This is a genomic window from Streptomyces sp. NBC_00878, from assembly GCF_026341515.1.
Lineage (GTDB): Bacteria > Actinomycetota > Actinomycetes > Streptomycetales > Streptomycetaceae > Streptomyces.
The window spans coordinates 4,043,259-4,069,431 of the sequence record NZ_JAPEOK010000001.1 but is presented as its reverse complement, the minus strand read 5'-3'; the positions used below and the strand labels follow the sequence as shown (position 1 = coordinate 4,069,431).

20 protein-coding genes, 1 pseudogene and 1 riboswitch are annotated in these 26,173 nt (G+C 70.6%); of the genes and pseudogenes, 12 read left to right on the top strand and 9 right to left on the bottom strand.

The window, feature by feature from the left end; translation table 11 throughout:
• Positions 1 to 108 precede the first annotated feature (108 nt).
• Positions 109 to 750: a hypothetical protein gene (locus OHA11_RS16960; protein ID WP_266497078.1), complete on the bottom strand. Its 642-nt coding sequence runs from the start codon at positions 748 to 750 to the stop codon at positions 109 to 111.
• A 323-nt stretch (positions 751 to 1,073) separates the two neighbouring features.
• On the opposite strand from OHA11_RS16960, the gene OHA11_RS16955 reads away from it, so the two are divergent.
• From OHA11_RS16955 to OHA11_RS16925, 7 genes are all read left to right on the top strand, one after another.
• Entirely contained in the window at positions 1,074 to 1,928 is an 855-nt protein-coding gene (locus tag OHA11_RS16955; RefSeq protein ID WP_266497076.1) for a bifunctional methylenetetrahydrofolate dehydrogenase/methenyltetrahydrofolate cyclohydrolase, read from the top strand.
• 376 nt (positions 1,929 to 2,304) lie between these two features.
• Positions 2,305 to 2,910 (top strand): DUF3017 domain-containing protein, encoded by a 606-nt coding sequence (locus tag OHA11_RS16950; protein WP_266507240.1) that lies wholly within the window; start codon positions 2,305 to 2,307, stop codon positions 2,908 to 2,910.
• Positions 2,911 to 3,154: 244 nt separating this feature from the next.
• Positions 3,155 to 3,688, top strand: a complete 534-nt coding sequence (locus OHA11_RS16945) for a helix-turn-helix transcriptional regulator (protein ID WP_266497075.1) — start codon at positions 3,155 to 3,157, stop codon at positions 3,686 to 3,688.
• A 952-nt stretch (positions 3,689 to 4,640) separates the two neighbouring features.
• Complete coding sequence (locus OHA11_RS16940; RefSeq protein ID WP_266497074.1) at positions 4,641 to 5,963, top strand: XRE family transcriptional regulator; 1,323 nt, start codon at positions 4,641 to 4,643, stop codon at positions 5,961 to 5,963.
• A 642-nt stretch (positions 5,964 to 6,605) separates the two neighbouring features.
• Entirely contained in the window at positions 6,606 to 7,595 is a 990-nt protein-coding gene (locus OHA11_RS16935) for a malate dehydrogenase (RefSeq protein ID WP_266497072.1), read from the top strand.
• Positions 7,596 to 7,957: 362 nt separating this feature from the next.
• Positions 7,958 to 9,469, top strand: coding sequence for an aldehyde dehydrogenase family protein (locus tag OHA11_RS16930; RefSeq protein ID WP_266497070.1), 1,512 nt, complete (start codon positions 7,958 to 7,960; stop codon positions 9,467 to 9,469).
• A gap of 65 nt (positions 9,470 to 9,534) precedes the next feature.
• Positions 9,535 to 11,112, top strand: coding sequence for a GMC family oxidoreductase (locus tag OHA11_RS16925; protein WP_266497068.1), 1,578 nt, complete (start codon positions 9,535 to 9,537; stop codon positions 11,110 to 11,112).
• Between the two features lie 50 nt (positions 11,113 to 11,162).
• Here OHA11_RS16925 and OHA11_RS16920 read toward each other — a convergent pair whose 3' ends face one another.
• Positions 11,163 to 11,744: a carboxymuconolactone decarboxylase family protein gene (locus tag OHA11_RS16920; protein WP_266497066.1), complete on the bottom strand. Its 582-nt coding sequence runs from the start codon at positions 11,742 to 11,744 to the stop codon at positions 11,163 to 11,165.
• Between the two features lie 47 nt (positions 11,745 to 11,791).
• Here OHA11_RS16920 and OHA11_RS16915 point away from each other — a divergent pair, with 47 nt between their 5' ends.
• Positions 11,792 to 13,324 carry a PLP-dependent aminotransferase family protein gene (locus OHA11_RS16915; RefSeq protein ID WP_266497064.1) on the top strand — a complete coding sequence of 511 codons (1,533 nt, stop codon included), beginning with the start codon at positions 11,792 to 11,794 and terminating at the stop codon, positions 13,322 to 13,324.
• Between the two features lie 440 nt (positions 13,325 to 13,764).
• Here the strand turns inward: OHA11_RS16915 and OHA11_RS16910 are convergent, their stop codons facing one another.
• The 3 genes from OHA11_RS16910 to OHA11_RS16900 form a co-directional block, all read right to left on the bottom strand.
• The gene (locus OHA11_RS16910; protein ID WP_266497058.1) at positions 13,765 to 15,405 is read right to left on the bottom strand and encodes a transposase; all 1,641 of its coding nucleotides are present in this window, start codon (positions 15,403 to 15,405) and stop codon (positions 13,765 to 13,767) included.
• Positions 15,398 to 15,976 carry an IS607 family transposase gene (locus OHA11_RS16905; RefSeq protein ID WP_266497055.1) on the bottom strand — a complete coding sequence of 193 codons (579 nt, stop codon included), beginning with the start codon at positions 15,974 to 15,976 and terminating at the stop codon, positions 15,398 to 15,400. Before OHA11_RS16905 ends, OHA11_RS16910 begins: the two co-directional genes overlap by 8 nt.
• Positions 15,977 to 16,042: 66 nt before the next feature.
• Positions 16,043 to 16,834, bottom strand: coding sequence for a hypothetical protein (locus OHA11_RS16900; protein WP_266507239.1), 792 nt, complete (start codon positions 16,832 to 16,834; stop codon positions 16,043 to 16,045).
• 141 nt (positions 16,835 to 16,975) lie between these two features.
• Between OHA11_RS16900 and OHA11_RS16895 the strand changes: the two genes are divergently transcribed.
• Positions 16,976 to 17,338: a hypothetical protein gene (locus tag OHA11_RS16895; protein ID WP_266497053.1), complete on the top strand. Its 363-nt coding sequence runs from the start codon at positions 16,976 to 16,978 to the stop codon at positions 17,336 to 17,338.
• A gap of 61 nt (positions 17,339 to 17,399) precedes the next feature.
• Positions 17,400 to 18,656, top strand: coding sequence for a glutathionylspermidine synthase family protein (locus OHA11_RS16890; RefSeq protein ID WP_266497051.1), 1,257 nt, complete (start codon positions 17,400 to 17,402; stop codon positions 18,654 to 18,656).
• Positions 18,657 to 18,884: 228 nt separating this feature from the next.
• On the opposite strand, the gene rocD is transcribed toward OHA11_RS16890, so the two are convergent.
• Positions 18,885 to 20,090, bottom strand: coding sequence for an ornithine--oxo-acid transaminase (gene rocD / locus OHA11_RS16885; protein ID WP_266497049.1), 1,206 nt, complete (start codon positions 20,088 to 20,090; stop codon positions 18,885 to 18,887).
• Positions 20,091 to 20,260: 170 nt separating this feature from the next.
• Positions 20,261 to 20,347, top strand: a riboswitch (ZMP/ZTP riboswitch).
• 31 nt (positions 20,348 to 20,378) lie between these two features.
• Here rocD and OHA11_RS16880 point away from each other — a divergent pair.
• Positions 20,379 to 21,824, top strand: a complete 1,446-nt coding sequence (locus tag OHA11_RS16880) for a glycine hydroxymethyltransferase (protein ID WP_266497047.1) — start codon at positions 20,379 to 20,381, stop codon at positions 21,822 to 21,824.
• A gap of 464 nt (positions 21,825 to 22,288) precedes the next feature.
• On the opposite strand, the gene OHA11_RS16875 is transcribed toward OHA11_RS16880, so the two are convergent.
• On the bottom strand, positions 22,289 to 22,978 hold the full coding sequence (locus tag OHA11_RS16875; RefSeq protein ID WP_266497045.1) for a hypothetical protein: 690 nt from the start codon (positions 22,976 to 22,978) through the stop codon (positions 22,289 to 22,291).
• 527 nt (positions 22,979 to 23,505) lie between these two features.
• On the opposite strand from OHA11_RS16875, the gene OHA11_RS16870 reads away from it, so the two are divergent.
• Entirely contained in the window at positions 23,506 to 24,420 is a 915-nt protein-coding gene (locus tag OHA11_RS16870; protein WP_266491913.1) for an IS982 family transposase, read from the top strand.
• Between the two features lie 29 nt (positions 24,421 to 24,449).
• Here the strand turns inward: OHA11_RS16870 and OHA11_RS16865 are convergent, their stop codons facing one another.
• On the bottom strand, positions 24,450 to 25,400 hold the full coding sequence (locus tag OHA11_RS16865) for a hypothetical protein (RefSeq protein WP_266497042.1): 951 nt from the start codon (positions 25,398 to 25,400) through the stop codon (positions 24,450 to 24,452).
• 148 nt (positions 25,401 to 25,548) lie between these two features.
• A pseudogene (locus OHA11_RS16860) lies at positions 25,549 to 26,130 on the bottom strand (RNA polymerase sigma factor); the annotation flags it as partial.
• Positions 26,131 to 26,173 lie beyond the last annotated feature (43 nt).

Below are 26,173 nucleotides of genomic sequence, written 5' to 3'. Positions count from 1 at the left end.
CGTACGCGGTACGGGATCAGGGTAGGACGACGCGGCAGGGCCGTGTCACCCTCGGCAGGGTGAAACACGGCCCTCGGCGTGAATGGCGTGAACGTGTCGTTCGGGGACTCAGTAGCGCGGTCGGGCGAACCAGGCGGTGCCGCTGGACACGACCGGAGCCGCCGTGATGATGGCGCCGAAGGTGACCCAGATGAGCGGGAAGATGATTGTCGTGGCCAGACCGGAGTCGAGGCCGATGAACAGGAGAATGAGCCCGACAATCGTGCCGAGTGCGCCGTAGACGACGGTGGTGATCCGGATGCCCTGGCCGCCCTTGTTGAACTTCACGCCGAGGATGATGGACAGCGCGGCGAGGCCCAGCACGATGAACGCGATGAACGCCAGCATCCCGGCCGCGACGTTACCGCCCTCGCCGATCGCGCTGAACGGGTCGTCCGACGAGGAGCTCAGGTCGTCCGCCGCGTCCGACACGTCGTTGGCGATGGCCGCCACGTACAACCAGGCGAGGCCCATGATGATTTGCACCGCCGAGATGATGAACAGGAAGACACGGGCCGTAACGAGAAGCCCCGGCATCGACTGCGGCATTTGGTTGCCGCCCGGGTAGCCGGGGTACCCCGGCTGCTGCGGGTAGCCGTAACCCTGCGGCGGGACGCCGGGCGGGGCCTGTTGCGGGTAGCCGTAGCCGGGAGCGGCCGGAGGCTGCTGGGGCGGCTGCCCGTAGGGGTTGTTCGGGTCGCCGAAACTCATGGCGCTTCCTCCGTCGTTGCGTAAGTGCGGGGACGACGCGGCACAATTCGGAGGAAAGTTCTACAGATGCGGTTCGTCCCCCCGGTACTGTCCGCGGCACTGTGCCGCTCATCGTCCTTAACGCGCCACTTACTTGTCCAGCCGGATACCGCGTGTGTTGTGCAAGTGCAACATCGCCGATCATGGGCGCAGGACCGACGGGGACCGGACGGCGGGCGTCGAGGAGTCGCGCCGGAGAACCCGGAAGCGGCCGTGAGGGCTGGATCGGGGCCGGATCGGGGCCGGATTGGAACCATGGCCCGGTCATCCGCGAGGATGGGCACATGACCGCCCAGATTCTCGATGGCAAGGCCACCGCAGCCGCGATCAAGTCCGACCTGACCGTCCGCGTGGCGGCCCTGAGGGAGAAGGGCATCACGCCCGGCCTCGGAACCGTCCTGGTGGGCGACGACCCCGGCAGCCAGAAGTACGTCGCGGGCAAGCACCGCGACTGCGCCCAGGTCGGTATCGCCTCCATCCAGCGCGAACTGCCCGCGACCGCCACGCAGGAGGAGATCGAGGCGGTCGTCCGCGAGCTCAACGAGGACCCGGCCTGCACCGGTTACATCGTCCAGCTGCCGCTGCCCAAGGGCATCGACGAGAACCGCATCCTGGAGCTGATGGACCCGGACAAGGACGCGGACGGGCTGCACCCGATGAACCTCGGCCGCCTCGTCCTGAACGAGCCGGGCCCGCTGCCCTGCACCCCCAACGGTGTCCTGACCCTCCTGCGCCAGTACGGCGTGGAGATCAAGGGAGCCGAGGTCGTGGTCGTCGGCCGTGGCGTGACGATCGGCCGCTCGATGCCGCTGCTGCTCACCCGCCGCTCCGAGAACGCGACGGTGACGCAGTGCCACACCGGCACCCGCGACCTCGCCTCGCACCTGCGCCGGGCCGACATCATCGTGGCCGCGGCGGGCTCCGCGCACCTGATCCGCCCCGAGGACGTGAAGCCCGGGGCCGCCGTCCTCGACGTCGGCGTCTCCCGCAGCGCCGAGGGCAAGATCGTGGGCGACGTCCACCCCGGCGTCGCCGAGGTCGCCGCCTGGATCTCCCCGAACCCCGGCGGAGTGGGCCCGATGACCCGCGCCCAGCTCCTCGTCAACGTGGTCGAGGCGGCGGAACGCGATGCCGGCTGACCGGGCCGCCACCGGGCGGGACAGCAACACCGACAGCAACACCGACAGCAACACGGGCAGCAAGACCGACGATGAGGTTCAGGGCGGCGAGGCCAGGGGCGCCGAGTCGCACGGGACGCCTGCGGATGCGTCGTCCCTGGCCGGGGCGCTCGTGGATGGGGCGCTCGTGGACGGGGCGCCGGTGGATGAGACGCCTGTGGACGGGGTGCCCGTGAATGGGACACCCTTGGATAAGTCGCCCGTGAATGGGACACCCTTGGACAAGTCGCCCGTACGGGAGTCGAAGCCGGAGCCGTCCGTACGGGAGCCGGAGTCGTCCGGCACCAGGTCGCGGGCCGCGAGCACCCGCGACGCGGAAGCGGTATCCCGGGGCGTCCTGCCGGAGGGCGACGAAGCCGGTGCCGACGCGGTCCCCGGCCGTGGGGCCCCGTCGTCGGAGGCCGGATCGGACGCGGGATCGGGCGTCGCACCGGACGCCGGATCGGCCGTCGCACCGGCCCGCGACGGCGAACCTGTCGCCGCCGGCGCGCGGGACGGCGAACCCGTCACCCGGGACGCGGTCAGTGCCCCCGGCCCCGATGGACAGCCCCAGCGGGTCACGCGGCGGTTCCCGTCGCTCACGCGGGACACCGCACGGCCCGAGGGCGGTGGCCGGGCGGCTCCCCGCGACGCGCCCGCGCCCGCGCGGCAGTGGCCGATTCTCGCGGTCATCGGCACCGTCGGACTCGGTCTGCTGCTGACCGCGCTCGACGCCTTCAAGGTCGGCATCCTGCTGATCGGTCTCGCGCTGCTCGCGGGCGCCGCCCTGCGCTGGATGCTGCCCGACGTGGGCATGCTCGCCGTCCGCTCCCGGTTCACGGACCTCGTCACGTACGGCGTCCTGGGCGTGACGATCGTGCTGCTCGCGATGATGGCGCAGCCGCACGCGTGGCTGGAGATCCCGTTCCTGGACGACACGCTGCACTTCACGATCCGCACATAGCGGACGTGGGCGCACCCGGCGTACCCGGCGAGCGTGTGACGAAGCCCGCTCCCTCTCGCGAGGAAGGCGGGCTTCTTCGTGGGCGGGGGCGGCGCCCGTCGGCCCGCCCGTGTGCGGCGTACATGTGGCGCACGTGTGGCGTACGTCCCGCGGCGGCTTCGAAGGGAACCAATCCGCCGTCGGTGCCGTCACCCGGTCGTAGGGGGGAAGCGTGTGGAGGGACGATGAGGGGGCGAGGAGAAGGATGAGCGCCTGGCAGCCACTGCCTGCGGATCTTCCGCCGGAGGTGCGGCACTTCGTGGAGCAGCTGCGGCTGCTCAAGGACCGTACCGGGCTCAGCCTGGTGGCCCTGGGCGAGCGCACGGCGTACAGCAAGTCCTCCTGGCACCGCTATCTGAACGCGACGCAGCCCCCGCCCCGGCAGGCGGTCGTTGCCCTGTGCCGCGTCACGAGGACGGACGCGGAGCGCTTCTGCGTGCGCTGGGAGATGGCGGTGCGGGTGTGGCCGCGCATCGTGGTTCCGGTTCAGGTTCCGGCACCGGCTCCGGCCGGCGCGCCCCCCGGCGGAGGCGCGCGTACGAACCGGACGGCGGAGGAGGGCGCGTACGAGGACGTCCCCACGGTCCCCTGGTGGGACCTGCTCGCCGAGACGCCGGAACCGGAACCTGCCGCCGTCGCGGCTTCCTGGGCCTCCTCGCACCGCCTGCTGCTCTTCGCCCTGCTGCTCGTCCTGCTCCTGCTGCTGACCGCGGTGATCGGGGCCTTCACCTTGGCGTGATCACACGTCGGAGTGAGAGTCCGAGGGGCGTCCGATGAGCGAGGGGCGAGGGAGGTAGGCCGCGCCGGCCATGCGCCGAGACTTCCGCTGCGTACCGATCTTGACGTAGTACTTCCCGCTCAGTCGCTCGAACGTGACGTTCCGCCCGTAGCCGCTGTACGTAACTTGCCGCTCCCGTATGGGCCGTCGAGGCCGTCTTTCGCTTGGCCGAAAGTCACCTTTTCGTGATGTCGTGAATGCCCTCCGGTGCGTCTTCCGGTCGAAGGGCCCGTCGATGTCGTACTTCGCGAAGGGGTGTTTCAAGCCGTTGCCGACCTCCGCTCGGCGTCGTCCGCGTACAGGACCGTCCGCCACGGACACGTCGCGTCGCTGCTGGTGAGGCGGCGGACGGGAGCGTGCTTTTCGTCGTCTCAATCGTTATACGTGCCGCCGATACCGTCGATGACCTGCGCAGACGCGGCGGACCCGGAAGTCGCCGCCGCGAGTGGGCCGCCCGTGCCGAGCGCGAGGCCGTTCGCCGTCGTCACGGTGACGGCCTGGGCGGTCGACGATCCAACCTGCCCTTGGCGTGCGGGTGTTCCCCTTGAAGACGCGAGGGACGCACGAGGTCGCGCATGTGTTCCCCATGTGTCGATGTGTTGACAAGTTCGAGGATTTACGCTGATCACCCATGACACCGGGGATAACGTGGGCAATCGGGACGCTCCGGGACGTCCCGTGCATTGACCAGGTGATCCTGTCGGCCGGGAGGGAAGTCGGTGGGACACTGGACCGCAGACCAACGGGCGTGCAACGGTGCATGCCCACAGGCCCGAATGCTCCCGTGCGCCCCCATCCCGGGAACTGAGATCCTTGCTCTGCGCATCCCTGTGGGTAGCCGGAACGAGGACTCGGCAGAGGGCTTCACGCGCGGGAAAAGCCAGCACGTACGGGGGGAAAGAGGGGGGTAGCAATGCCTCGTTGGAGGGCCTTGCCGGATGAACTCGATCCGCAGGTCAGGGAGTTCGCCAGCCAGCTGCGCCGGTTGGTCGACCGCAGCGGACTGAGTGTCGCCGCCGTGGCCGACCGCACCGGGTACAGCAAGACGTCCTGGGAGCGGTATCTGAACGGCCGACTGCTCGCGCCGAAGGGCGCGATCGTGGCGTTGGCCGAGGTGACTGGGACCAATCCCGTCCATCTGACGACCATGTGGGAGCTTGCTGAGCGGGCCTGGAGCCGCTCGGAGATGCGCCACGACATGACCATGGAAGCGATCCGGATCTCCCAGGCGCGCGCTGCGCTCGGGGAGCTCGGGACGGCTTCGGCCAAGGGGGGAAGGAACGGGAAGCAGGCGCGCGCCGGGGGTAGTACGACGGCGGCGCCCAAGCCGGGTATCGCCGGTCCGGCCGGGGTGGCACCCACGGTGCCGCCGAAGACTCCCGTGTCGGGAGACGACCGGCGGACGCCGTACGGGGGCGATAGCGGTAGTGGCGCCGACGGAAGGCCGGGCTCGGGCTCGGGATCGCGCGGTGGCGGCTGGGGAGTCGTTGCCGCGCCTCCGGGGTCGGCGGGGACCTCCGGGTCGTCCGGGGGGTATGGATACCCCGGGGGCCTTGGTGCGTCGGGTGTCGGCGCGGCCGGTTCCTCCGGCTCGGCCGGTGCGCCCGGCTCGTCCGGGGCGTCGGGCTATGGCCCGGCGGGTTCCTTCGGGCCGTCCGGCATGGCCGGTCCCGCCAGTTCCACCGGTTCCGCCGGGGGTCCGCCTCAGGACGCGCGGCCGCGTTCCGGCGGTTCGCCCGACGGGCGGCCGGGGAAGCGGCGGCTCAAGATGTTCCTCGCGGGGGTCGTGGGCGCGCTCGTGGTGATAGCCGCTGCCTGGTTCCTCACGAACCCGGGGGGCAACGACACGGCAGGGAGCGACACCAAGCCGTCGCCGACACCGACCGTCAGCAAGGAGCTGCCGGCCGGTGTCGAGTGCTTCGGCGCGGACTGCGCGGGCAAGGACCCGGAAAGCATGGGCTGCGGCGGCACGTTGGCGCAGACCGTCGAGACGGCCACCGTCGGCACCGCCAAGGTCGAGGTCCGCTACAGCGAGACGTGCGGGGCCGCGTGGGCGCGCATCACGGGGGCCGCGCCCGGCGACGAGGTCCGGATCACGGCGGGCTCGGCAGCCGCCCAGACCGCCGAGACCACGGACACCGACGCCTACACCCCGATGGTGGCCGTGAAGAGCGCCACCCAGGCGAAGGCCTGCGGCACCCTCCAGGCCTCGGGCACGGAGGGCTGCACGGAGTAACACAGCGAGGCTCACGCTGAACGGGCTTCGATCGGGTGCCTGGCCCTTGCGGGCCGGGCACCCGTGTTGTTTCTCCGGGGCGTACACCGTTGTTTCCGACCCGCTCGCTTCCGAGCGCACACCCCCGGGCGCAGGCTCCGGCCGCGCGAACCGGGACGCCCCGCGCCCTTCGCCACACAATCCTCAACTCTTCGCCACACAAGAGGAATGTCCGCCCTCCGCCGGGGCAGGCGAACCGTACCCCCACGGGAGTCCGGAGCCCGTCCGGGAGGAGTCACACCACCTCCCGTCCGACCGGCACCCCCACCCGGCGGCCGTCGTCCCACTCTCCCGGATCGACGGCCGCCTCTTCGTGGGCCTGAGGGCCGCGGGCTGGGGACCGGGGGCTGGGGACCGGAGGGGGAGAGAGCAGGTTCGCGGCCTGGGGGAGCCGGGCAGCGGCGGGGCCGGCGGCCCTGTGGGGCGGGCCACATCGGCCCCGGACGCCCGCCGTCGCGGATGCGCGATAGCCTGACCGCTGGATCTCTCTTGACGCCGAGAGATCGATCATCGACACCGGTGATCGATCAACGTCGCGGCAGGGAGTCCCGCACCCCGGGGCAGGGACGCCCCACCGTCGTCAGCTGTCATACGGAGAACGCCATGACCCGCACTCCCGTGAACGTCACCGTCACCGGCGCGGCCGGCCAGATCGGTTACGCCCTGCTCTTCCGCATCGCCTCCGGCCAGCTGCTCGGCGCGGACGTGCCGGTCAAGCTGCGTCTCCTGGAGATCACCCCGGCGCTCAAGGCCGCCGAGGGCACGGCCATGGAGCTGGACGACTGCGCGTTCCCGCTGCTCCAGGGCATCGACATCACCGACGACCCGAACGTCGCCTTCGACGGTACGAACGTCGGTCTGCTCGTCGGCGCCCGGCCGCGCACCAAGGGCATGGAGCGCGGTGACCTCCTGGAGGCCAACGGCGGCATCTTCAAGCCCCAGGGCAAGGCCATCAACGACAACGCCGCGGACGACGTCAAGATCCTCGTCGTCGGCAACCCGGCCAACACCAACGCCCTCATCGCCCAGGCCGCCGCCCCGGACGTACCGGCCGCGCGCTTCACCGCGATGACCCGGCTGGACCACAACCGCGCGCTCACGCAGCTGGCGAAGAAGACGGGCTCGACGGTCGCCGACATCAAGCGCCTGACGATCTGGGGCAACCACTCGGCCACCCAGTACCCCGACATCTTCCACGCCACGATCGCCGGCAAGAACGCCGCCGAGACCGTGAACGACGAGAAGTGGCTGGCCGAGGAGTTCATCCCGACCGTCGCCAAGCGCGGCGCCGCCATCATCGAGGCCCGCGGTGCCTCCTCGGCGGCCTCGGCCGCGAACGCCGCCATCGACCACGTCCACACCTGGGTCAACGGCACGGCGGACGGCGACTGGACCTCGATGGGCATCCCGTCCGACGGTTCGTACGGCGTCCCGGAGGGCCTCATCTCCTCCTTCCCCGTCACCACGAAGGACGGCTCGTACGAGATCGTCCAGGGCCTCGACATCAACGAGTTCTCCCGCGCCCGCATCGACGCGTCGGTGAAGGAGCTGGAGGAGGAGCGCGAGGCGGTCCGCGGTCTCGGCCTCATCTGAGCCGAAGCCCGAAGGCCGAGCCTCAGGTCCCAGGTCCCAGGTCCCAGGCCCCAAGCCTGAAGCCGCCCCCGGGAGCTCGCTCCCCGGGGGCGGCTTTCTGCGCACCGCGCCTTACCGCTCACCTGGGGGTGGTGACCCTCTTCCAGTTCCAGGCGGACCGCGAAGGCATGGACCCCGGTGCTCCAACTGCCGTACGCCGGCCGGGCCGTACGCTGGCTGAGCACGGCCTTCTTGAGTGACGCCGCGCACTTTCCGTCACCGGTTGTGCATGCATTCCAGGGTCAGGGGCAGGTGCTCCCGGCCCCCGAGCGTCACACGTGTGACACAGGGGCACGGAACAGGAACGGAAGGCAGCACCGATCATGTCGGGAAACCAGGCGCAGCAGACGATTCACGTGGGCGGAGAGTGGCGTGCGGCCGCTTCGGGGGCCACGCGCGACATTCTCGACCCGGCGGACGCCAAGACGTTCGCCGTGGTCGCGGAAGGCGGCGTACCGGACACGGACGCCGCCGTCGAGGCCGCCCGGCGCGCCTTCGACCACGGAGAGTGGCCGGGCACGCCCGTCGCCGAGCGGGCCGCGCTCCTGCGCCGCGTCGCCGACTTCCTCGTACGCGACCGCGAACGGCTCGGGCTCCTCGAAAGCCGGGACGCGGGCAAGACCCTGGAGGAGGGGCGCGTCGACATCGACTGTGTCGCCGACGCCTTCCGGTACTTCGCCGATCTCGTCGTCGGAGAGGGCGCCGGCCGGGTCGTCGACGCCGGGTCGGACGACATCCACAGCGTCGTCGTGCACGAACCCGTCGGCGTCTGCGCGATGATCACCCCCTGGAACTACCCGCTCCTGCAAGCGAGTTGGAAGATCGCCCCCGCCCTCGCCGCCGGGAACACCTTCGTCGTCAAGCCGAGCGAGATCACCCCGCTGACGACGGTCGCCCTCATCGAGCTGCTCGCCGAGGCCGGGCTGCCCGACGGCGTCGCCAACATCGTCACCGGACCCGGCCACAGCGTCGGCGCCCGGCTCGCCGAGCATCCGGACGTCGACCTGGTGTCGTTCACGGGCGGACTCGTCAGCGGTACGAAGGTCGCGCAGGCCGCCGCCGTCACGGTGAAGAAGGTCGCCCTCGAACTCGGCGGCAAGAACCCCAACGTCGTCTTCGCCGACGCCTGCGCCACGGAGGAGGGGTTCGACACCGCCGTCGACCAGGCTCTCAACGCCGCCTTCATCCACAGCGGGCAGGTGTGCTCCGCCGGTTCCCGGCTCATCATCGAGGAGTCCGTACGCGAGCGCTTCGTCGCCGAACTGGCGTGGCGGGCCGAGCGGATCCGGCTCGGCCGCGGCACCGAGGACGGCGTCGAGTGCGGACCGCTCGTCTCCGCCGACCAACGCGAGAAGACCGAGTCGTACGTCGCCTCCGCCCTCGCCGAGGGCGCGGTGCTGCGAGCCGGCGGCGCCCGCCCCGAGCCGTCCGCCGAGCGGCCCGCCACCGGCTACTTCTACGAGCCGACCGTCCTCGACCAGTGCCACCGCGACATGCGGGTCGTCCGGGAAGAGATGTTCGGCCCGGTCCTGACCGTCGAGACCTTCCGTACGGAGGACGAGGCCGTCGCGCTCGCCAACGACACGGAGTTCGGGCTCGCGGGAGCCGTCTGGACCGCGGACGCGGGGCGCGCCCGGCGCGTCGCCCGCCTGCTGCGGCACGGCACCGTCTGGATCAACGACTTCCACCCCTACCTCCCGCAGGCGGAGTGGGGCGGCTTCGGCAAGAGCGGCGTGGGGCGCGAACTCGGGCCCGCGGGGCTCGCCGAGTACCGTGAGACCAAGCACGTGTACCAGAACCTCGCGCCGAAGCCGGTCAGGTGGTTCGCGGGCTGACGACCGGCCCCGAACCGACCCCGTCACCCTGCCCCACCGCACACAGCACGTTGGAGCGCCACGCCATGCCCGATAACGAGAACGCGTACGACAACGGTGAAGCGAACACGTACGACAACGAAGAAGCGAACACGTACGACTACGTCGTCATAGGCGGCGGCACCGCGGGATCCGTCATAGCCTCCCGGCTCACCGAGAACCCGGACATCACCGTCGCCGTCATCGAGGGCGGTCCGAGCGACGTCGGCCGCGACGACGTACTGACCCTGCGCCGCTGGGTCGGCCTGCTCGGCGGGGAGTTGGACTACGACTACCCGACGACCGAGCAGCCGCGCGGCAACTCGCACATCCGGCACAGCCGCGCCCGCGTCCTCGGCGGATGCTCCTCGCACAACACCCTCATCGCGTTCAATCCGCTGCCCTCCGACTGGGACGAGTGGGAGGCGGCGGGCGCCGAGGGCTGGGGCGCGGGGCAGATGGAGGCGTACTTCCCGCGGCTGCTCAACAACATCGTCCCGGTCGACGAGAAGGACCAGAACGCCATCGCCCGCGACTTCGTCGACGCGGCGGCGGCGACGCTCGGCGTGCCGCGCATGGAGAGCTTCAACAAGGAGCCGTTCACCGAGGGCGTCGGCTTCTTCGACCTCGCGTACCACCCGGAGAACAACAAGCGGTCGAGCGCGTCGGTCGCCTACCTGCATCCGTTCATGGACGAACGGCCCAACCTCCGTCTCCTGCTGGAGACTTGGGCGTACAAGCTGGAGCTCGACGGGACGCGCGCCCGCGGTGTCCACGTACGCACCAAGGACGGCGAGGAAGTCCTGGTCAAGGCCAGGAACGAAGTGCTGCTGTGCGCCGGTGCCGTCGACACGCCCCGGCTGCTCCTGCACTCCGGTATCGGGCCGCGCGCGGACCTCGAAGCGCTCGGTATCCCCGTCGTCCACGACCTGCCGGGCGTCGGCGAGAACCTGCTCGACCATCCCGAGTCGGTCATCGTCTGGGAGACGGACGGACCGATCCCCGAGAACTCCGCGATGGACGCCGACGCGGGCCTGTTCGTGCGGCGCGACCCCGAACACGCCGGTCCCGACCTGATGTTCCACTTCTACCAGATCCCGTTCACGGACCACGCGGAGCGCCTCGGTTACGAACGCCCCGCGCACGGCGTCTGTATGACTCCGAACATCCCCAAGCCGCGCAGCCGCGGCCGGGTGTACCTGACGAGCGCCGACCCGGCCGAGAAGCCCGCCCTCGACTTCCGTTACTTCACGGACGAGGACGACTACGACGGCCGCACGCTCGTCGACGGCATCCGGATCGCCCGCGAGATCGCCGCGTCCGAGCCGCTCGCGAACTGGCTCACGCGCGAGGTGTGCCCCGGACCGGACGTCACGGGGGACGAGGAGCTGAGCGAGTACGCGCGGAAGGTCGCCCACACCGTGTACCACCCGGCGGGCACCTGCCGCATGGGAGCGCCGGACGACCAACTGGCTGTCGTGGACCCCGAGTTGCGGATCCGCGGTCTCGAAGGCATCCGGATCGCCGACGCGTCCGTCTTCCCGACGTTGCCCGCCGTGAACCCGATGCTCGGGGTGCTCATGGTCGGCGAGAAGTGCGCGGACCTGCTGCGGGGCGAGGTGTGAGGAGTACGTCAACCGCTGGGCAGTAGCCCATGCGGTTGGCTACTTATTGGCTACTTGTACTGGCCCGGCGTGTAGTGGCCGGGCACGAGACGGCAGGTCACGCCGAAGCGGTTCCAGGCGTTGATCACCGTGATCGCGGCGATCAGCTGGGCCAGTTCGGCCTCGTCGAAGTGCCGGGCGGCGGCCTCGTACACCTCGTCCGGTACGAAGCCGTCCGTCAGGACCGTCACGGCCTCGGCGAGCGCGAGCGCCGCGAGCTCCTTCTCCGTGTAGAAGTGCCGTGACTCCTCCCACGCGCTGAGCTGGACGATCCGCTCGACGCTCTCGCCCGCCGCGAACGCGTCCTTCGTGTGCATGTCGAGGCAGAACGCACAGTGGTTGAGCTGCGACGCGCGGATCTTCACCAGCTCCAGCAGCACCGGGTCGACACCCTTCCGGGCGGCGGCGTCCAGCTTGATCATGGCGTCGAAGACCTCGGGGGCGAACTCCGTCCACTGGAGCCGGGGGGTGTGCTCGGGAGCGTTCGGGGTGCCCTGCGGGATGCCGGCGGCGGTCCGGGTCGCGGCGGTCTTGGTCGCGGTGGGGGTGGTCGCGGTGGGGGTGGTGTCGGTCGGGGTGGTGTTCGTCGTCATGATCATGAGCCTAGGGCCGGAGTAGCCCAGGAGTATGGTCCATTTCCATGGTGAGATCCTGGGCCACTTTCGGTGTGGACCTGCATGTCGACGTGACGCGTACCGGCTCCGGCCTGCGCAGAGGCCTGACGGACGCGTTGCGGGAGGCGGTACGCGGCGGACGGCTCGCGTCCGGAACCCGGCTGCCGTCGTCCCGTTCCCTCGCCGCCGACCTGGGCATCGCGCGCAACACCGTCGCCGACGCGTACGCCGACCTCGTGGCCGAGGGCTGGCTCACCGCCCGCCAGGGCTCCGGCACGCGGGTGGCGGAACGCGCGGTGGTGGCACCGGCCTCCGCCCCGCCCCGGCCGCGCTCGCCCGGCGGCCCGGCGTACGACCTCGTCCCCGGCACCCCCGACCTCGCCTCCTTCCCGCGCGCCGAGTGGCTCAAGGCATCCCGCCGAGCGCTCGCGGCGGCCCCGTACGACGCCCTCGGATACGGGGATCCGCGAGGCCGCCTCGAACTGCGCACCGCGCTCGCGGGCTACCTCGCCAGGGCGCGCGGCGTACGCGCCGACCCCGAACACATCCTCATCTGCTCCGGGTTCGCGCACGGGCTGATGCTGCTCGGCGCGGTACTGCGACAGCGGGGCGCGGGCGCGCTGGCGATGGAGTCGTACGGGCTCGATGTGCACTGGGGGCTGGTGGAGCGGGCGGGCCTGCGCTCGGTGACGCTGCCGTTCGACGAACTGGGCACGCGCACGGACGAGTTGACCGGGGGAGGGCTTGGTCGGAGCGGGGGGAGAACAAGAGGTACACGTGGCCCTGGCGGCGGCCCCGGCGGTGGCGGCGGGCGTGGGCACAAGGGCGAGGGCAGGGGCGGTTCCGCTGGGGCTGGGGCTGGGGCCGGGGCCGGGGTGCGGGCGGTGCTGCTGACGCCTGCCCACCAGTTCCCCATGGGCGTGCCCCTGCACCCCGACCGCCGGGCCGCCGTCGTCGACTGGGCGCGGCGGACGGGCGGGCTGATCCTGGAGGACGACTACGACGGGGAGTTCCGCTACGACCGGCAACCCGTGGGCGCGCTCCAGGGCCTCGACCCGGACCGCGTGGTGTACCTCGGCACCGCCAGCAAGTCCCTGGCCCCCGGCCTGCGCCTCGGCTGGCTGGTCCTGCCGCCGGACCTGGCGCCCGAGGTGACGGCGGCGAAGGGCGGCGCGGACTGGTCGTGCGGAGTGCTGGACCAGCTGACCCTGGCGGAGCTCATCACGTCGGGCGCGTACGACCGTCACGTACGCGCCTCACGCCTCCGTTACCGCCGTCGCCGCGACCAACTCGTCTCCGCCCTGGCCGCCCACGCGCCCTCAGTGACGGCCACCGGCATCGCGGCCGGCCTCCACGCGGTACTCCAACTCCCGCCCGGCACCGAGCAGACGGTCGTCCGCGCGGCTGTCTGGCAGGGCCTGGCGGTCCACGGCCTGACCCGCTACCGCCACCCGTCCGCCACGGCCCCACCCCTGGACGCCTTGGTCGTGGGGTACGGAACCCCGACGGACAGTGGATGGCCCGGGGCACTGGAGGCACTGGTCAGGGCGCTGCCCTAGCGCGGCGGCGGGCGGCGCGGTGGGGTGGTGGCACGGTGGGGTGGTGGTCTGGGTGGCCGAGTAGCCCGGCGGCCGAGTGGCCGAGTGGTCGAGGGGCTGAGTGGCTGAGTGGCTGAGTGGTCGAGAGGCTGAGTGGCCGAGCCGCCCGGTGGCGGGCCCGGCGGTCGTGGGGAGCGAGCGAACCTCTGCCGCACGCGCCAGCCGCCAACCGCCACGCGCCACCCGTCACCCCTCCCACCCTCGGAGTCTTACGGCGTAGCCGATGGCGATGGCGATGGCGATGCCGATTCCGATGGAGATGCCGATTCTGATCCCGCCTCCGACACCGCCTCCGACACCGCCTCTGACACCTCCCCCGGCGCCTCCCCGAAGCGCGCCAGTGCCAACGCCCCGGCCACCGCCACCGCGAAACCGAGTACGGCGAGCCAGGCCAACCGTTCCTAAACAGTGTCCAGGAGTGAGTCTTGGACCCACGTCCCGGAACTGCGCGCATCCCAAACGGTGTTGGATGCGCTGGTCGCCCGCGTTCTTGTTCCCTTCGTCCGGGGACGTGCATCGCGTGCACGTTCCGTGACGGGGTGGCGAGGTTCCTCGCGCCCTCGGGTACCACGGCCGGCCTGGATGGTCCGATGCCCAGCACCATCACTCTGGTGATGCTGGGGCGGTGCCGTCCGTCGCCGGATCGGGTGCCCGAGGGCGCGTCTGCCAATCGCCACCGAAGCGGCGTCATGGCGAGTCATGTTGCGAGTCTTGCTGGTGAGGGGCTTGCGCCAGTGCTGGTCGCCCCACATGGAGGTGTATGCCGGGTCCACGGCGACGATGGCGAGGCCGTGTTCGGCGGCCATGGACACGATGCGGGCCTTGAGCTTGCCGGTGGGCATGCCCGAGATCAGCTGCCGGAACTGCTTCCTGCGGCCGTGCTTCTCGCGGGTCTTCTCGGCGGCGAAGTCCAGGTTCTCGATACCGATCGCGGTTGCGCCGGTCTGCTTGGTCCAGTGCAGGAGCCGGGTGAGGGCGTGCCGGATCTGGGCGTCGCGGTGGTCGGCCGACCCGGTCAGGTCGTAGGAGAAGCGGCGCGGGTCGCCGACCGGGTTGCCGTGCGGGTCGAGCCGGTAGGCGGCGAAGTGGTCGGCATTGGTGTCCACGCCAACCATGCCGCCTGCGCGGGCCGCATCCAGCGGCACGGTCTTGACCGCCGGCCTGGTCCACGACGCGGTGAGGTACCAGCGGCCCCGCTCAATGTCGAGGTGGATGCGGTAGGCGACAGCCCGGTTGCCGTCGATGCGATCCCGCCACTCCTGCCCACGGTGTGTGAACGCGACCTTGGAACAGAGCACGTAGCGGCCATGCCGGGCGTTCGCGTGGTGCGCGAGCGGGGCGGGCAGCTTGATGCTGACCTCGCCGTCCGGCGTGACGCGGATCGTCTCGTTACCGAACCGCTTCCCCGACTCTCCATCGGCGGCGAGGAACCAGCGTTCGGCCTCCCAGCGCTGCCGCCATCGGGCTTGGGTCAGATGGGCTGCTTGCAGGTTGTGCCGGTTCTTCAGCAGGCGTCGGCCGCCGCGCACCACACGGACACGGCCGGCAGACCAGTCAGCGCGGGCTGTTTCGAGCCGGTGTTCCAGGGTGGCCAGTCGGCGGGACTTGTTGAACCACTCGCCCTTGCTGCGGTAGCCGCCCGGAGCCTGTTTCGAGCCGCGTTCGCCGATCGGCAGCGACAAGCGGTGCCGCAGCGTGCGGATACCGGCATCAAGGCTGTGGATGTGCGCGAGCAGGCACCTGCGGGCCAAGCCGTACTGGTCGTGGGTGGACTTGGTGATCGTCCCGGCGATGCGGGAGGAGGACTGCTCGGTCAGCTCTCGCTTGCGGGCCGCCCACGCGTCGTTGTCGTGGTCGTGTCCGGACTTGCAGCGTGCCTTGAGATCAGCCGAGGCCAGGCGGCCTTGGTGCTCGCCCACCAGGCGAAGAATCGTCTCGTCTTCGGGCATGAGGTGCTTGAGCCGGTCGCGTATCGCCACACCGGACGGCCCCAGGGCGACGAACGGGGCGTCGATGGTGCGGAGCTGCTTCCTGTCAGTCATCGGCCGCAGCCGCCTCAAGGGCCTTCCTGGCGCGGTTCTTCGCCGAGCGGCGGCCGTACAGGCGGGCGCAGAACGAGGTCAGTACTTCCACCATGTCGCGCACCAGGTCGTCTTCGACCTCGCCGTCATCGAGGACGACGAGTCGGCGGCCGGTGGCAGACAGAGCGGATTCGACGAGTTCGACGTTCATACGGCCGAGGCGGTCTTTGTGCTCCACCACCACAGTGGTCACTGCCGGATCAGCCAGCAAGCGACGTGCCTTCGTACGGGCACCGTTCATGCCAGAGGCGATCTCCGACTCCACGCGCACTACGCGATGCCCGGCCTTCGCGGCCCACTCCGACAAGCGCGCGGTCTGCCGTTCCAAGTCGGCCTTCTGGTCGTGCGAGGAGACGCGGGCATACAGACCCACACCTCCGGTCACCGAGGATGAGGTGTTCGCGTCGATGTTCACCAGGATCGTGCGCGGCCCCACCCGCTCCGCGGGGACCGGCAACGTGCCCTCACGGAACCAGCGGTACGCAGTACGCGGGGCGATCCCCTGCGCACGCGCCCATTCCGTCAGGTTCATACACGAGAGCATACGACACTCATAACATCTAAAAGACACTCATTGACACTTATTCGAGAACAGTTCCTACCCCTCCCGTGTACGGTCGCCCAGCCACACCACGCCCACCACCGCGGGCCCGATGGTCTCGCCGATGATCAGCCCCGCCGTGGCCGTCGTCACCGAGCCCCGCTGGAGTGCCGACGTAAGAAGGAGGAACGCCGCGCCGCCGCCCAACAGGAGTGCGTACGCAGCCGGGTTGGTGAGGAGCGCCGAGGGAGTGAGCCCGTCGATGAGCCGCACCGCCACCTCGACCACTCCGAACCCGAACCCGGCACCCAGCCCGAGCGCGAGCGCCCGCCCCCGCCCGGGCAACCGCCCGGCCACCGCGCCGAGGAGCAGTACGGCCACGGCGGTGCCCAGCATCGCGTACTTGAGCGCGGTGGACCCGGCCTCGTCCCCCTCCTCCCCGGACGCGAGCCCGAGCATCGCGAGCCCCGCGCGCACCACCCCGACCGCTCCCCATTCGAGCCCGCTCAGTCGCACATGGAGCAGCCACGCCGCGACCACCGCCGTCACCGCGAGGCTCGCTGCGAGCGCCGCCCCCACCGCGTAGATCGGAATCGACCGCAGGGCCGCGATCTGCAGGACGAACCCAACGCCGTCGAGCGCGAGCCCAGCGATGTACCGCCACTCGCGCAGGGCCCGCAGCAACAAGGCGGCGTCCACCCCGGACGAACCGGAACCGGAACCGGAACCGGAACCGGAATTGGAGTCGGAGCCGGTGCCGCCCGTCGTCGGCGAGGCCGCCCGCGCCGCGATCGCCTGCAACACCGTCGCCGTGCCGAAACAAACCGCCGCACCAAGGGCGCACACCATTCCAAAGAGCACAAAGCGACTGTAGGGGAGTGCGAGTTCGGGGGAGCCGCTTGTACAACCGGTGCACGTGATCTTTACGCTGATCATGCTGATCATGTCGGACGGACGAGCCCGCCGGACGGGCCCAACGGGGGAGAGAACATGGCGGACCAGCGCAGGAAACTGCGTTCGAGCACGGTCGTACTCGGCGGAATGGGCGTCCTCGCCGCGGCCCTCACCTCGTGCGGCTCGGACCCCGACCGCCGCTGCGTGGACCGCGACAGCTACGAGTACGTCAACGGCTACAAGATCGTCGCCGACAAGAACTGCAAGTCGGGCTCCACCTCCTCCTCGTCCGGCAAGAACCGCAAGAGCAACGGCAGCCGGACCGGCACGGTCGATGCCGCCTGGTACTACGACTCCGGCGTCAGCGCCGGCCACGCCGACTACGGCACCTTCAGCCGCAGCGAGGCCGTCGACCGTGACGGCTTCGGCTGCTCCGGCTCGGGCAGCGGCGGCGGCTGACCCCGGGGAAGCCAGGAGAACCCAAGGGAACCCAGGAACTCCGAGGAACCGGACCGTCGTCATGGAACGCCGCACCACGACCCCCCGCCCCGACTGGCAGCGGACCGTCGAGGAACAGGGCCTCATCTACCCCCTCACCCTCCCCCAGTCTCGGCTTCGCTCGACCGGGGGGACCCCCATCCCGGACAGCTCCCTGCGCCCGTACTGGGACGAGTCCGCGTACTACGTCTTCTCCCTGCCCGAGGTCGAGGCACTGGAGGAGGTCGTCGAGGAACTCCACACGATGTGCCTGGCGGCGGCCGAGCACATCGTCACGGAGAACCGCTTCGCCGACCTCGGCATCACCGACCCGCGAGTGGCGGAGGCGGTCGCCGAGGCCTGGCTCCGCCGCGCCGAACTCCCGTCCCTGTACGGCCGCTTCGACCTCCGCCACGACGGCACGGGCCCGGCGAAGCTCCTGGAGTACAACGCGGACACCCCGACCTCACTCGTCGAGGCCGCCAGCTCCCAGTGGTTCTGGATGGAAGAACGCTTCCCCGGCGCCGACCAGTGGAACTCCCTCCACGAACGCCTCGTCGACGCCTGGAAGAAACAGTCCGCCCTCCTCCCGCCCGGCAACCCCCTCTACTTCGCACACTCCGCCGCCGACGAACTCGGCGAGGACCTGATGACCGTCGCCTATCTCAAGGAGACAGCGGAACAGGCCGGCCTCGACACCGCCTGGATCGCCATGGAGGAGATCGGCTGGGACCGCCTCTCCGGCCGCTTTGTCGATAAGCAACTCCGTTTCATCCGCAGCTGTTTCAAGCTCTACCCGTGGATGGGGGTCCCCCCGGTCGAGCGAAGTCGAGACTGGGGGAGGCTCACCACCGACCGCTTCGCCCCACACGTCCTCGCCACCCTCGACAACGGCGGCGGCACGGGTACGACGATGTGGATCGAGCCCGCCTGGAAAATGCTGCTCAGCAACAAGGCCCTCCTCGCGATCCTCTGGGAGCTGTACCCGAACCACCCGAACCTCCTCCCCGCCTTCCTCGACGGCCCCCGCGACCTGGCCACCACCCGCGGCTACGTCGCCAAGCCCCTGCTCGGCCGCGAGGGCGCCGGCGTCACGGTCCACGAACCGGGCTCCGCTCCCGTCGTCCGCGAAGAACCCTGCTGCTACCAGGAGTTGGCACCCCTCCCCTCCTTCGCCGGCAACCGGGTCGTCCTCGGAGCCTGGGTCGTCGAGAACGAGTCGGCAGGCCTCGGCATCCGCGAATCCTCCGGCCTGATCACGGACGAGTACGCCCGCTTCCTGCCGCACGTGATCCTGTGACCAACCCCCACAGCACCAGACCGGGTGCCCTCGGTTCGGCGAGGACGGCGAGGACGGCGAGGACGGCGAGGACGGCGAGGACGGCGAGGACGGCGAGGACGGCGAGGACGGCGAGGACGGCGAGGACGGCCAGGACCGCGAGGACGGCCAGGACGGCCAGGACCGCGAGGACGGCTAGGACGGCTAGGACGGCTAGGACGGCCAGGACGGCGAGGACGGCCAGGACGGTTACAGACCCAGCACACCCCGCAGCTGCGCGAGCCCCCAGTCCAGGTCCTCCTTACTGATCACCAGCGGCGGCGCGATCCGCACCGTGGACCCATGGGTGTCCTTGACCAGCACGCCCCGGTCCATCAACTTCTCGGAGATCTCCCGGCCCGTGCCGTATGCCGGGTCGATGTCGATCCCCGCCCACAGCCCACGCCCCCGCACCTGAGTGATCCGGCCCGAACCGGCCAACAGCCCCAGCTCCCGGTGCAGATGCTCGCCCAACTCGGTCGCCCGCCGCTGGTACTCGCCCGACCGCAACATCGCGATCACCTCCAGCGCCACCGCACAGGCCAGCGGATTCCCGCCGAACGTCGACCCGTGCTCACCCGGCCGGAACACCCCGAGCACCTCGCTCGACGACACCACCGCCGACACCGGCACGACCCCGCCCCCGAGCGCCTTGCCCAGCACATACATGTCCGGCACGACCCCCTCGTGCTCACACGCGAAGGTCCGCCCCGTCCGCCCGAGGCCCGACTGGATCTCGTCCGCCACGAACAGCACGTTGCGCTCGCGCGTCAGCTCCCGTACGCCCGCGAGATAGCCGGCCGGCGGCACCAGCACCCCCGCCTCACCCTGAATGGGCTCCAGCAGCACGGCCACCGTGTTCTCCGTGACCGCCGCGCGCATCGCCGTCAGATCTCCGTACGGCACGATCTCGAAGCCCGGCGTGTACGGCCCGAAGTCCGCCCGGGCCTCGTAATCCGTGGAGAAGCTGATGATCGTCGTCGTACGACCGTGGAAGTTGTTGCCCGCCACGACGACCTTCGCCATCCCGTCCGGCACGCCCTTGACCCGGTACCCCCACTTTCGGGCGGTCTTCACGGCCGACTCGACCGCCTCCGAGCCCGTGTTCATCGGCAGCACCATCTCCATGCCGCACAGCTCGGCCAGTCGTGCGCAGAACTCGGCGAACCGGTCATGGTGGAACGCCCTCGACGTCAGCGTCACCCGCTCCAGCTGCGCCTTGGCCGCCTCGATCAGCCGTCTGTTGCCGTGACCGAAATTCAGTGCCGAGTACCCGGCCAGCAGGTCCAGATAGCGACGCCCTTCGACATCCGTCATCCACGCCCCGTCCGCCGTCGCCACGACGACCGGCAGCGGGTGGTAGGTGGGCGCACTGTGCGCCTCCGCCGAGGCGATCAGTTCTTCGGTGGTACTCACGGGATATCCCTTCCGCCCCGCACGAGGCTCGTGACCTGCTTCTGTTCCCCGGTTCCGGCCCCGGCCTCCTTCCTGCCGTTCCTGCCGTACGAGTGCGTGTGGCCCCTTTCCTATCGTCGCTCGCATGGTGGACGGCGGAACATCTCTTCCGGGCGCGCCCGGTAGGCTCACCCACGGGCCGTGACTGGCGCGCTGGGATGGGATCGACCATCGGGGAGCGGCCCGGGAACTGTGTGCCGTGCGCCTGGGCCGAACCGTGAACGCCGAACGCCACGTCCGGAGGCCGTCATGCCAGAGCCCCTTTCCACCGAATCCACCGCCTTCCGCAGCGCCCTCGAAGTGATCCGCGCCGTCGAGCCCCGGGTCGCCGACGCCATCGGGCAGGAAGTCGCCGACCAGCGCGAGATGCTCAAGCTGATCGCCTCCGAGAACTACGCCTCCCCGGCCACCCTCCTGGCGATGGGCAACTGGTTCAGCGACAAGTACGCCGAAGGCACCATCGGCCGCCGCTTCTACGCCGGCTGCCGCAACGTGGACACCGTCGAGGCCCTCGCCGTCGAGCACGCCCGTGAGCTCTTCGGCGCCGAGCACGCCTACGCTCAGCCGCACTCCGGCATCGACGCCAACCTCGTCGCCTTCTGGGCCGTCCTCGCCGCCCGTGTCGAGGCCCCCGCCCTGCAGAAGGCCGGCGTCCGCAACGTCAACGACCTCTCCGAGGCCGACTGGGCCGAGCTGCGCCAGGCCTTCGGCAACCAGCGCATGCTCGGCATGTCCCTGGACGCCGGCGGCCACCTCACCCACGGCTTCCGCCCGAACATTTCCGGCAAGATGTTCGACCAGCGCTCCTACGGCACCGACCCTGCCACCGGCCTCATCGACTACGAAGCCCTGCGCACCTCCGCCCGTGAGTTCAAGCCCCTGATCATCGTCGCCGGCTACTCCGCCTACCCCCGTCTCGTGAACTTCCGGATCATGCGCGAGATCGCCGACGAGGTCGGTGCCACGCTCTTGGTCGACATGGCGCACTTCGCGGGCCTCGTCGCCGGCAAGGTCCTCACCGGCGACTTCGACCCGGTCCCGCACGCCCAGATCGTCACCACCACCACCCACAAGTCGCTGCGCGGCCCGCGTGGCGGCATGGTCCTGTGCGACTCCTCCCTCGCCGACCAGGTCGACCGCGGCTGCCCGATGGTCCTCGGCGGCCCCCTCCCGCACGTCATGGCCGCCAAGGCGGTCGCGCTCGCCGAGGCCCGCCGCCCCGAGTTCCGCGACTACGCCCAGGCCGTCGTCGACAACGCCCGCGCCCTCGCCGAGGGCCTGATGCGCCGCGGCGCCACGCTGGTCACCGGCGGCACCGACAACCACCTCAACCTCATCGATGTCGCCTCCTCCTACGGCCTCACCGGCCGCCAGGCCGAGTCCGCCCTGCTCGACTCGGGCATCGTCACCAATCGCAACGCCATCCCCGCCGACCCCAACGGTGCTTGGTACACCTCCGGCATCCGCATCGGCACCCCGGCGCTGACCACCCGTGGCCTCGGCGCCACCGAGATGGACGAGATCGCCGGCCTCATCGACCGCGTCCTCGCCACCACCGAACCCGGCACCACCGCCAAGGGCGCCCCCTCCAAGGCTCAGCACGTCCTGGACCCGAAGATCGCGGACGAGATCTCCCACCGGGCGACCGACCTCCTGGCCGACTTCCCGCTTTACCCGGAGATCGACCTGGGCTGAGCCCACCGGCTCCGAGACCGAGAACCGACACTCGGGCTCAGCTGGAACCGCCTCACAGCCGAACCACCGGATTCGTAGCCCGACTGCGACTCCGACTCATAAGTCGATCGACCGCTGTCGTGACTCCCGTGGCGGCCCTGGCTCACGCCGGGCCGCCACGCGGCGTATAAGCAGGGTGCCGCCGGAGCCGAGGGTCAGGCTGGGGCAAGTCCGGCTATCGCCCACCACGCGCCCGCGCCGGCCTTACGTCCGCACGTCAGCTTCACGTCCTCACGCCGCCTCCACGCCTTCACGTGTCCGCGCCCGTGCGCCCCCATGCCCTTACGCGCCCATGCCCGCGCGCCCCCACGAGTCCACGGGACCAGGCCGCTCCGCCCGCCAGAACTTCCGCTCCTCATCCGCCCCTCCTCGTCCGCCCATCCCTGCGCTGGGCCCTCTCGCACACCGCTTCTCAGCCCTCCCTCTCAAACATCCCTCAACTCCTGCCGAGGGCCCGCCTCCCGCTCCCGCCACCGGCTCAACTGCCGCGCTCCCGGCAACCGTCCGACGAACGGCCGCAGCCCCAGGGCCAGCACAGCCCCCGTCACCAGCCCCGGTATCGCCCACCACCAGTCGGTGTCGTCGTCCGCCGCCGCGACGGCCGTAGCCGTGCCGGACGGCTCCGTCGGAACGGGGGCGGGCGCGCCGGCGGCCTCCTCCGTCGTCTCCCAGGGCGCCGGATAGATGGCCCCTGCGCCGCCCTCGCCGGACGACTCGCCCAGGACGCCGAGCTTCTTCAACAGCGCGCGCACCGCGGTCGGTTGCTCGGCCTTGTGCCAGTAGCCGTTCATGGACGTCGGAAGGTTGGCCGCCGTGTGTATCCAGACGTCCTTCGTACGAGGCGTCTCGGGATAGACGCGGTCGACCCGCCAGGGCGACACGTCGTGCAGCATCCAGGTGACGTTGATCTGCCTGCCGCTGCCCAAGCCCAGCCCGGGCGGCTCCTCGCGGGTGCCGCTCTCCGGCCGGCCGAGGAGGCGCTCCAACTCCCCATATTCCTTCTTCGAGTTGTAGAGCGCCGCGCTCTCCCCGCTCTCCGGCGAGACCACCAGCACGCTCGTCGGTCCGCCGGCCGCCGCGGTGGGCGCGCCCAGCACCACCAGGCCGAGCGCCATCGCCCATCCCGAAACCGCCGCCCATCCCCGGCTCCCCGTCACCCGTGCACGAACCCTGCGCATCCCGACACCCCCCAATCGGCCCCGGTGCGGTCCGCCCGCACTCGCGTGTCACTTCTGGTACACCGCTCGACCCGCCGGGGTTCCCACTCGCCGCCGACCAAATTTCGAGCCCGGCACTGAGAAAGAGGTCCGGTCCGCACGGAGCGAGAGATCCGGTCCGCGCCGAGCAAGAGATCCCGTCCGCACCGAGCGAGAGATCCCGTCCGGCACGGAGCAAGAGGTCCCGTCCGGCACCGAGTGAGAAGGTCTCGCCCGGCTCGGGCCCACACTGTCCCGGCAGGAACCAAGCCCGCCCACCCGCCCCGCCGCGTCCCCCTCCCGCTTCCCTTCTTTGGGCCTTGCTCGCGGCCACGCTCGGCACGGGCCCAGGAGTTCGTCCCGCCCAGCCGAACAAGAGACCCCCTAGATGAATGAGTCCAAGGGATGGCCTGCGGACATGAGACGAGGGCGTCCAATGTCAGTGTGTGAAGACAGACCTGGACACCCTCGCAACGGCACTCTATGCCCGGATCGACGACGAGTTGAAGGCTTCGCCGTGGCTGGCCCCGTACCGGCCCGCCGTCGGGATCGCGCCCACGCTCAGTGACGCCGAACTGGTCACCCTCGCAGTCACGTCGGCGCTGCTCGGGTACACCTCCGAGCGGCGCTGGCTGCGCCGCGTCGGGCGGGACTTCGGCCACCTCTTCCCCTACGTGCCCCAGCAGTCCGGCTACAACAAGCGGCTGCGTGCCGCGTCCTCGCTGCTCACCAGCATGATCCGGATCCTGGCCCGGGACACCTCGCTGTGGAGCGACGATGTGTGGCTGGTCGACTCCACCCCGGTCGGCTGCGGCTGCTCCCGCGAGACGGCGAAACGCTCGGACCTGGCGGGCTGGGCCGAGTACGGTTACTGCGCGTCGCACTCACGGTACTTCTGGGGGCTGCGGCTGCACCTGGTGTGCACACTCGGCGGGCTGCCGGTCCTGTTCGCCCTCACCGGCGCGAAGGCCGACGAGCGCGAGACGCTGCGCGACATGCTCGACACCGCGCCCGATGCCGCAGCCGCCCGCCCCGGCCAGACGATCATCGGGGACAAGAACTACTACGGCCGCGAGTTCGAGCATGATCTTGCCGAGCGTCACCTTCAGTTGCTGCGGCCGGCCCGCAAGGGAGAGGCCGAGCGGGCCGGGTCACACCTGTTCAAGCCCCTGCGGCAGGTCATCGAGTCGGTCAACCAGACCCTCAAGGGACAGCTCGACCTGGAACGACACGGCGGCAAGAGCCCGGCGGGGGTAGCGGCCCGCGTCCTGTGCCGGATCCTCGCGCTCACCGCCGCGATCTGGCACAACGACAAGACCGGACAACCGATCAAGCGATCACTGACCGCCTACGATCACTGACCGCAACGACACCCCTCGGACTCATTCATCTAACCCAGCGACTTCGCGATCTCCACCGCTCGTGACTTCGACTCCACGCCCTCCAGCCGGAGCGTCATGTCACCCCCGGACATCCACAGCAGCGTGGGCCCCGCGGTCCGCTGGGAGCGGGTGAACTCGCCGTCCCCGTCCACCAGCCAGAGGCGCAGGAGATGGGGGTCGGGGAACCACAGCGCCATACGCGCGGCAGGGTCCGTGTCCTTTCCCAGCGGCACATACTCCGGCTGCTCCGGCACGAACTTGGTGAAGCCGGGACTCAGCACCGCCGGATACTCGTCCAGCCGGACCGTATGCCCCTGCTCGCGCCAGCACAGGCTGATCAGGAACCGTCCCTTCGGCTCGCGGGTCACCGTCACCGCCTCCGGGGTCCCCAGGGCAGGGGGTGTGAGTGCCGTGAAGCCCGCACGCCGCTCGGCCTCGGCGAGCGTGAGGGACGGGCCGCCGCAGCCGGGTACCTCGGTCCCAGGTGACGGCGTCGCCGACGGGTCGTACCGCACCTCGACCCCGCCGAAGTCGAACCACTCGACGACCGCGGCGCGCACCGGGGGCGTGAGCACGAGGACGGTCAGCAGACCGCACAGCCCTGCTGTCAGCGCGCGCCCGCGCGCCCGTGCCCAGCGGCGCACCGCCCTCAGCCGCTCCGCGAGGCCCGGTGGCTCGGCCACCGGGACCGGCACCCGCTCAGCGAGTATCTGCTCCAGCACCCGCTCGACCATAGACTCGCTGCCCGCGGCTCCGGGCCGGTCCAGCGACCGCCCGAGCGCCCGCAGCTCCTCGGGCAACCGCGAGACACCCTCACGGCCATGCCAGTCCCCATCCCCGTCTCCGTGCCTGTGCCCGTGCCCATGCCCGCGCCCACGCCGACCTCGGTCACCGAAGGACTCCGTGCCCTCAGCTTCGTACCCCTCGTGTGCCTCATTCGCCTCATGCGCGTCACTCATGCTCATCACCTCCTCCCTGTGACTCCCGAGCCTTCCGAACCCCCAAGTCCCTCCGATCCTTCAGATCCCGCAGATCTCGCAGATCCTTCAGGCCCCCTGCGCCCCCTGCGCCTCCTGCACCCTCCGAACCCCCAAGATCCTCCGCACGCTCCCGCGGCTCGAAGTCCGGCAGCAGTTTGCCGAGCTTCCGTAGTGCGCGGTTGAGCCGGGATTTCACCGTCCCGCGCGGCCAGCCCAGGGCCTGGGCGGTCTCCGGCTCGTCCATCTCCAGCAAATAGCGGTAGGTGACGACCAGGCGGTGGTCCTCGCCCAGTCCTTCCAGGGCGGCCAGCAGGGCCGTCCTGCGCTCGACCTCCAGGGCGGCGACCGCCGGGTCCGCCGACTCCGGTATCAGCGGCTCGGCCTCCACGAGGGCGGCCTCCCGGCCGGCCAGCGTCCGCTGGCGCACCGCCGTCCGCACTGTGTTCCTCGTCTCATTGGCGACGATCGAGAGCAGCCATGGCTTGAACGCCGCGCCGTCCCGAAAGCGACCCAAGGAGCAGTAGGCCTTGAAGAAGGCCTGCTGCACCACGTCCTCCGCGTCCGCACCCGCCCCCAGCGCCGCGGCCGCCCTGAGCGCGAGCCCCGTATGGGCACGCACCAGCTCCGCATACGCCTCCGGCTCTCCGGCGCGCACGCGTGCGATCACCGCGGCCTCATCGACGATGCGGCCCCCCTCCCGCGTTCTCACATTCTTGGTACACCGCCCGAGGCAGATCGGTTCCCACCCGTGT